Origin of the sequence: Vibrio sp. 10N.222.48.A3 (assembly GCF_041475345.1) — a bacterium.
In the GTDB taxonomy this organism is placed as follows: domain Bacteria; phylum Pseudomonadota; class Gammaproteobacteria; order Enterobacterales; family Vibrionaceae; genus Vibrio; species Vibrio tasmaniensis_A.
Genome location: NZ_JBFRVX010000535.1, coordinates 1 through 5,623, shown reverse-complemented (window position 1 = coordinate 5,623; position 5,623 = coordinate 1). Strand labels below are relative to the sequence as shown.

Here is a 5,623-nt window from a genome sequence, read left to right as displayed (position 1 = left end):
GTATAACCTTTGGAGAGCTTCATTTCAATCATCAGGTCACAATAACCATCGATTTCAACATTACTCTTTTTTAGTCCTTTCATGACCGTGGCTTTGATTTTTTTGGCTACCGGATTAACCAATGCATCGTCGGGAAATACGACTGGGGATGAAAAAAACAACAAAAGGATTAGATATCTCATACTGTTCTCCTTTATTGGAACTGAGAACAGTATGACGATGGTTAAGACAACCGAAGAACTAACTTAGTATGAAGATTGACAAGATAAGACGTAATTCTTGACCATTACGCCTTCTTTGAGCCTTTAGATTTGAAGCCGTTATGCGGGAATACATTACGAATACGTTGTTGCACGTTCTTAGGTACATCCTTTGTGAACTTGAGATTATAACCAGACCGCTTTGCGTACACTTTTAATTCACCTTTAAAAGTGTTGTTGTGGCCAATCTCTTGAAGGTTGTGCTTAAAGCTGGGTGGAAGATGACCTTTAACTTGTTCGATCGCCCCATCGTTAAATTTGATTTTCAATACCGGCCTATCAACCGCGACTAACCAAAAAACCAACGCTGCACCGATTAAGATTACATACATCATAATGTCACCACTACTGTTGATGATTATTTATCGTCAGAAAGGAGCTTGCTTAAATCTTCTTTAAGATTGGTTACTGTCTTGCTGGCCTGTTCACTACGAGATGCTTCGCTCACCAAATACTCAATAGCATCTGATAGCGTACAACCTAGCTCGTTCGCACGCTGGGATAGCTTTTCCCATACACGATAATCAAGGTCGATTGATTTTTTCTTGGTGTGAACTTGTTCAGCATTAAAGTGACGCTTTCGCTTAGCTCGGATCGCTTGCTTAAGCTTGTTATCGAGCTCAGGAGACATGTTGTCAGATATCCACTCAAGAACACCTGTTGGTTGGTGTTCAAGCTTCAATAAGGCTTGTACAGCAACGTCAGCTTCACTTGAATCAATATGGCAGGTGATCGACTCGCCTTCTTTCCATTTTTTGACCAGATAGTTCCATTTCCAACCACATTCCAAGTTTTCAAGTTGCTGATATTTCATGTCTAATCTCGAGAGTTAATCCTAGTGACAGCGTAACCCAAAATAGGCTATTTAACAATTGTTGTCTTGAAAGAATAGACCAAGATCATACTTATATTAGCTTAGTGATTAGTAACTACAACATAGAGCTACAAGCGAGATCGGTTTTTCTATATACTCCCTACCTCATTATCATAATCAGAAACTTAAATGACTCTAGTAGATTGGCGACATGTTACGCCTCAGTACGACGAATATAGCGCTCAATTAGAGCAATTCCCTGACATCTCGCCTTTCCCATTTTCAGACATTCAACATAGATTCAACGATGCGTTAACCCGCTTTGTCCGCTTGTCCAACCTTTCGCGTGTTTTACTTGTCAACGCTCCGGACAATTCGATCTATCGTCAAATGATCGTTGAATCTTTAATAACTGCTCTAGATGATCACACGTTACCAGTAATAAAAACTGAGTCTTTAAATGCTGTCTATCTGTTTGACCAAGTTCAATCAAAAGACGGCCAAGTCGTTGCGACAAAGCCTGGCTTACTGGCTAGAGCGAACAATGGTTATCTGATTGTTTCAGCCAACTTGATTCTAGCAAACCCGGGAAGCTGGTTACTGCTTAAGTCTGCACTTCTTGGTGAGGCCGTAGAGCCCATCAGTAGCAACCCAGAACACTTAAACCAATCTCCATCTTTACCGCTTACCTACAATATTAAGTTGATTGTGGTTGGAGACCGAGCTCAACTCGGCGATCTTGATTATCTAGACAGTGATATTCAAACTGGTTTCTGCCTATTCAGTGAAATTGAACAAGACATAAAGCTAACAGAAGAGACGTTGACTCAATATCTTGGTTACCTTAAATGGCTCCAACAACGTTATGAACTGCCAAACATCACGCAACAGGCGGTGACAGGCATTCTTACTGCTGGTGCGAGAGAAACTGAAGACCAAAGCTATATACCGTTATGCCCGATTTGGCACAATGCGTTATTGAACGAAGCTTTGATTGAAGCCGACCATGGTGAGATTGATGGTCACCATATTCAGCAAGCACAACAACACAAATACAACCGCGAATCGTACTTACCTGAACGTGCTCTTGATGATATTCGAGATGGCCAAGTTATTATCGAAACCGAGGGTGAACAAGTTGGACAAGTTAATGGTCTGACGGTTATCGATGTACCAGGACACCCAGTATCGTATGGTGAACCTGCCCGAATTTCATGTGTTATCCACTTTGGTGATGGTGATATTGCCGACGTTGAGCGCAAAGCGGAACTCGGTGGTAACCTTCACGCCAAAGGTATGATGATCATGCAAGCGTTTGTAAGCAGCGCGTTAAACCTTGAAGATCCGTTGCCCTATGCTGCTTCTGTTGTGTTTGAGCAATCATACTGCGAAGTTGATGGCGATAGTGCTTCTCTTGCTGAGCTTTGCTCTTTGGTCAGTGCTTTGTCGGAATACCCTATCAATCAACAAATAGCGGTAACCGGTGCTGTCGACCAATTCGGTCGTGTACAAGCAGTTGGTGGGCTAAACGAGAAAATCGAAGGCTTCTATCATGTGTGTAAACACAACGGGTTAACTGGCGAACAAGGTGTGATCCTTCCAAGATCCAACTTAAGACACCTTGCTCTGAAGCCAGACCTAATTGAAAGCATCAAAAACAAAGAATTCCATATTTGGTCTGTCTCTAATGTAGATGAAGCGATTCCTCTTATTATGAACAAACCATTTAGAGACGATGAACAAGAAAGCGTTCTAAGCAAAATTGCGGAACGTATTGAAAACTTTGAAAGACATGAGCACCCTATTGGAATTGTTGGACGCATTAAAAACTGGTTTGTCTAGTACTGATCGGACTTGTTTAGCGTACACCTGTTCACTAATATGCACCTATCAAAAATTGGAGTAATTGATAATGCAAAACAAACGTGATTCTTACACTCGCGAAGATCTTCTAGCATCAAGCCAAGGCGAACTATGGCCTGAAGGTCCTCAACTACCAGCACCGAACATGTTGATGATGGATCGCATCACTAAAATGTCTGAGACTGAAGGTGATTTCGGTAAAGGTTTGATTCTTGCTGAACTGGATATTACTCCTGACCTATGGTTCTTCGACTGTCACTTCCCTGGTGACCCAGTAATGCCTGGTTGTCTAGGACTTGATGCAATGTGGCAGCTTGTTGGCTTCTACCTTGGTTGGGTTGGCGGCAAAGGTAAAGGCCGTGCTTTAGGTGTAGGCGAAGTGAAATTCACTGGCCAAATCCTACCTACTGCGAAAAAAGTGACTTACGAAATCCACATGAAGCGTGTTGTTAACCGTCGCCTAGTTATGGGCCTTGCAGATGGTCGCGTACTTGTTGATGGCAAAGAGATTTATGTTGCTAAAGATTTGAAAGTTGGCCTTTTCCAAGATACGTCAGCATTCTAATCTAATCATTTAATTAGAGTAACGCAGTTAGATTTTAATAAAGCAGCCATTGGCTGCTTTATTTTCACTCCAATACATTTAGTTATAGTGCACTAGAGTATACTGATTAAACAAACTTTCTTATTCCGAAACTGTACTGTCTTAGTCCACCAGCAACTGTGTATTCCACTACAAGTATCAGTATCAGTATCAGTATCAGTATCAGCTTAAAGTGTTAGCTCTCTACGCCATTACATTTATTTTATCTAACTTATATGCCCACTCAGAAACTAACAAGGCTCCAACTGCTGTACCCAGCAATGGAGCCTTGATCTTTGAATATGTTCCGCCCTATCTACTTATAGAGACCTGATTGCTTATCACCTTTGGCGTCACGCCAACCACCTAACCAATAAGACCGAGAATCCATTTGGCTATATGGGCAAGCTTCTTGTGACCTACCGTTTATACCAGCTTTGTAGCCTTGAGATTGTGCTCGTTCTAGTCGATCACGCTTTTGTCTCTTCATAGTGCAGTCCTCATACGGGTGTTCTATTTACTAACATACAATGATTACAACTTTGCGGAGTTTTTGTGACTCCAACTTTAAGAATCGACCAGTTTTTCACTTTTCTCAAGGCGATAAAAAAGCCCGAATTCAGAATTGTGAACTCGGGCTCAAGAGATGAAATTATTTAAATTTTCTACGGAACCCTAATAAGCCGAGTACAGTCAAAGCGAACCAACCTAAGCTACCGCCTTTACGATCGACCTTTGCTGTATCAGTACTACGAGCTTGGATATCGCTCTTACCTTTACCTTCGATAGGAATCAATTTAACCGCAACAACCTCTTCTACTGCATTAGACGCAGCACCAGCACAGTATGAGTTGTGAGACGTTGTATCGTAGGCTCGTTCATCGTTACCTCTACCGTCTCCATTTGTATCGATCATACATTTTATAGCTGTTGCAGAGATAACACCCGCATCGTTGATGCCTGAAGCATCAATGATTCGGAACTTGTTGTTCTCTCCAGAAACGTTGCCATCGTTAGTTAGATCATCTAGAAACCAAGCTTTGTTCTGAAACAGATCAATTCTTGATGGGTCAGTACCCGTTGCTTGATATGGATAAATAAAGCCACGGTGTCTACGCTCACTGCCATCAACTTCACGCGTTGTTTCTGCGTCAACTTGACCAACAATTTCATTGAAGTTGTTAACGGCTCTAGCTTCACCACTCGAACCAGCAAAGAAGATACCACCCGTTAGGTATGTCGCTGTTGGAGTCGCAACTGAAGCATCAGTAACAACGAACATCTTACTGCCTGCGCTACCATTTTCAGGCACTCTACCATTACGCTTAGAGTTACCAATAACAAACAAGTTTTTGTTGATATCGGTCGCTACAGAGTTACTGTATTTGTAATCATTAGACGAGTTAGAGTTGACCTTAGCCCCCTCAATTGATTTGGTCGTCCAAGTATTCGCGCTGTCAGCTAAGTCCAGAGATTTACTGATGAATACAGATGCATTCATATCTTGCAGATCACCACTACCATCAACAGTATTGTAGCCTACGCCATAAAACTTAGTATCCGATTCGGCAATTGAACGCATGCTACCTTGAGCATAGTAATCGCCTTGTCTAGCAGTTCCACCACGAGTCCAATCGATTTGCTTGGTATTCGTACCATCCCAAATAGCAGCTTTTGAACTAAATACAGGATCCGGCGTTGACGTCTCCGTAATGGTTTCACTAGTAGAAACACTACCTACATTGTAAACAGTACCATTACTCGCTGTGATGGCTTTCCATGCTCGAGTCTCAGAAGATCCTGCAGGCTTGGCTGTCGTTGTAAATATTGCATTGTTTCGGATGGTTCCCTCAGACTTAACACCGAGCGGGTTGGCATCTTTATCTAGAGAGTTGATCACTGTATTGCGAGTATCGAGTATTGCCCCGCCTTCTATAAATGCCTTTGCATTTACATAACTCAGGTTGTTTCTTTCCTTAAACCAAGTATCTTCCCAGCGAGTTTTCGCCCAGCTTTCACATGTGGAATATCTTAGCTCACGGTTACAATAGTTTTTGAAGTCATCGAACTCTTGTAAATATTGGAAGACAGCATCCATAGCAA

The 5,623-nt window shown here is 42.0% G+C and carries 6 protein-coding genes and 1 pseudogene; 2 read left to right on the top strand and 5 right to left on the bottom strand.

What is annotated here, in order from left to right:
• From AB4653_RS15495 to matP, 3 genes and pseudogenes are all read right to left on the bottom strand, one after another.
• Positions 1–182 (bottom strand): annotated as a pseudogene (locus AB4653_RS15495) (hypothetical protein); the annotation flags it as partial.
• A 104-nt stretch (positions 183–286) separates the two neighbouring features.
• The gene (locus AB4653_RS15490) at positions 287–595 is read right to left on the bottom strand and encodes a DUF3634 family protein (RefSeq protein ID WP_012603889.1); all 309 of its coding nucleotides are present in this window, start codon (positions 593–595) and stop codon (positions 287–289) included.
• A 23-nt stretch (positions 596–618) separates the two neighbouring features.
• Positions 619–1,074 carry a macrodomain Ter protein MatP gene (gene matP, locus AB4653_RS15485; protein ID WP_009846670.1) on the bottom strand — a complete coding sequence of 152 codons (456 nt, stop codon included), beginning with the start codon at positions 1,072–1,074 and terminating at the stop codon, positions 619–621.
• A gap of 189 nt (positions 1,075–1,263) precedes the next feature.
• Here matP and AB4653_RS15480 point away from each other — a divergent pair, with 189 nt between their 5' ends.
• Both AB4653_RS15480 and fabA read left to right on the top strand, forming a co-directional pair.
• Positions 1,264–2,916, top strand: coding sequence for a Lon protease family protein (locus tag AB4653_RS15480; protein ID WP_102257887.1), 1,653 nt, complete (start codon positions 1,264–1,266; stop codon positions 2,914–2,916).
• Between the two features lie 70 nt (positions 2,917–2,986).
• Positions 2,987–3,502, top strand: a complete 516-nt coding sequence (fabA, locus tag AB4653_RS15475; protein WP_010440782.1) for a bifunctional 3-hydroxydecanoyl-ACP dehydratase/trans-2-decenoyl-ACP isomerase — start codon at positions 2,987–2,989, stop codon at positions 3,500–3,502.
• Positions 3,503–3,836: 334 nt separating this feature from the next.
• Here the strand turns inward: fabA and rmf are convergent, their stop codons facing one another.
• Positions 3,837–4,010, bottom strand: a complete 174-nt coding sequence (rmf, locus tag AB4653_RS15470) for a ribosome modulation factor (RefSeq protein WP_009846667.1) — start codon at positions 4,008–4,010, stop codon at positions 3,837–3,839.
• Positions 4,011–4,172: 162 nt separating this feature from the next.
• On the bottom strand, positions 4,173–5,623 hold a 1,451-nt coding region (locus AB4653_RS15465), incomplete at its 5' end, for a DUF3466 family protein (protein WP_372104652.1).

Coding starts and splice junctions, on each gene's coding strand:
- AB4653_RS15490 (WP_012603889.1), bottom strand. CDS start 595: ATGATGTATGTAATCTTAATCGGTGCAGCGTTGGTTTTTTGGTTAGTC.
- matP (WP_009846670.1), bottom strand. CDS start 1,074: ATGAAATATCAGCAACTTGAAAACTTGGAATGTGGTTGGAAATGGAAC.
- AB4653_RS15480 (WP_102257887.1), top strand. CDS start 1,264: ATGACTCTAGTAGATTGGCGACATGTTACGCCTCAGTACGACGAATAT.
- fabA (WP_010440782.1), top strand. CDS start 2,987: ATGCAAAACAAACGTGATTCTTACACTCGCGAAGATCTTCTAGCATCA.
- rmf (WP_009846667.1), bottom strand. CDS start 4,010: ATGAAGAGACAAAAGCGTGATCGACTAGAACGAGCACAATCTCAAGGC.